The sequence below is a fragment of the Microbacterium barkeri genome (assembly GCF_027921765.1).
GTDB lineage: Bacteria > Actinomycetota > Actinomycetes > Actinomycetales > Microbacteriaceae > Microbacterium > Microbacterium barkeri.
Genome location: NZ_BSEJ01000032.1, coordinates 1 through 1,160 on the forward strand (window position 1 = coordinate 1; position 1,160 = coordinate 1,160).

2 protein-coding genes are annotated in these 1,160 nt (G+C 48.3%); both read right to left on the minus strand.

The features are described from left to right. Window positions 1-231: 231 nt before the first annotated feature. The gene (locus tag PKE79_RS16730) at window positions 232-654 is read right to left on the minus strand and encodes a helix-turn-helix domain-containing protein (RefSeq protein WP_044816494.1); all 423 of its coding nucleotides are present in this window, start codon (window positions 652-654) and stop codon (window positions 232-234) included. Next, window positions 654-845 (minus strand): Rop family plasmid primer RNA-binding protein, encoded by a 192-nt coding sequence (locus PKE79_RS16735; protein WP_044816495.1) that lies wholly within the window; start codon window positions 843-845, stop codon window positions 654-656. The genes PKE79_RS16730 and PKE79_RS16735 overlap by 1 nt, the downstream gene beginning before the upstream one ends. Between the last annotated feature and the right edge of the window lie 315 nt (window positions 846-1,160).

The following is a 1,160-nucleotide window of genomic DNA, read 5'->3' on the forward strand; positions in this document are numbered from 1 at the left end:
CGGCAAGTCGTACACGAATCGCCGACGACTTGGATTCACCTTACAGAAAGTAATACTGCGTAATTTAATAACCCACAAATAACTGATATTAATGAGTTATCTTCAAAATTTTAATTTTGCGTGGGGTGTGGATATTTTTAGTGGTGAGGAGCGTTCAGAGATCTGGCGATTTTTGGGAAGGTTCAGGAACTCCCCGGAATGGCCGGAGAGGAAAACTGAAGCATGACGGGGTCAGGATTTTTTCCAGAATTTCCACCACGGAGAATGAACCTGTGGAGAGGGTTCGAGCTTGTGTTCCAGAAGCTGCATAGCCTGGCGAAGAGAATCGATATGTTCATCACGAGCTTTAACAGCCCCTTTAAGACCATCGTTTTCAGCTTCAAGCAAAGCAATTTTATGCTGTAAATCATGTAAACCAGAGATGTTAACCCCTGTAGCGCCTGCGTCACCTTTTACATCATGTTTTACAGTGTCGCCCCCACCATAAAGCGAGCCAAAAACCCTAATAAGCTCTGATGTATCAACAACTTTAGTATTTTTCCCATGCTTTACAACAGAGGTGTAACTTAGTTTCCCACTGTTAATCATCTTGTAAATTGTGGGGCGACTAACCTTAACAAGCCGAGCCGCTTCACTAATAGACACTCTGGCCATCAGTTTCCATCCTGTAATTCATCCAGTCCCGAAGACAGTGTACGGAAAAGATGCTCCGCATCATCGTGGAGTTTCTCACAAAGGTCGGCCTCTACATCAAGATCAAGCTCGTTAAGCTTCTCCAGCAGGAGCAGAGACTGATTCTGGATGAATTTAGCCATGTTCAGCGCTGTTTTCTGTTGTTTCGTCATAAGAGGCCTCAGAGCGTCAGTGCTCAGTGTAGGGATGTTCTCTTTTCCGCTTCCTCGCTCACTCAGTCGCTACGCTCCTGCCGTTCGGCTGCGGCGAGCGGCAGGAGCATGCGTATAAAAGCTCGAGAAAACCGAGCGATCGCGTGATGGGGAGAAGGAGAGGCCGCACAGCGGCCGTTTTTCCATAGGCTCCGCCCCCCTGACAAGCATCACGAAATCTGACGCTCAAATCAGTGGTGGCGAAACCCGACAGGACTATAAAGATACCAGGCGTTTCCCCCTGGTGGCTCCCTCGTGCGCTCTCCTGTTCCTGCC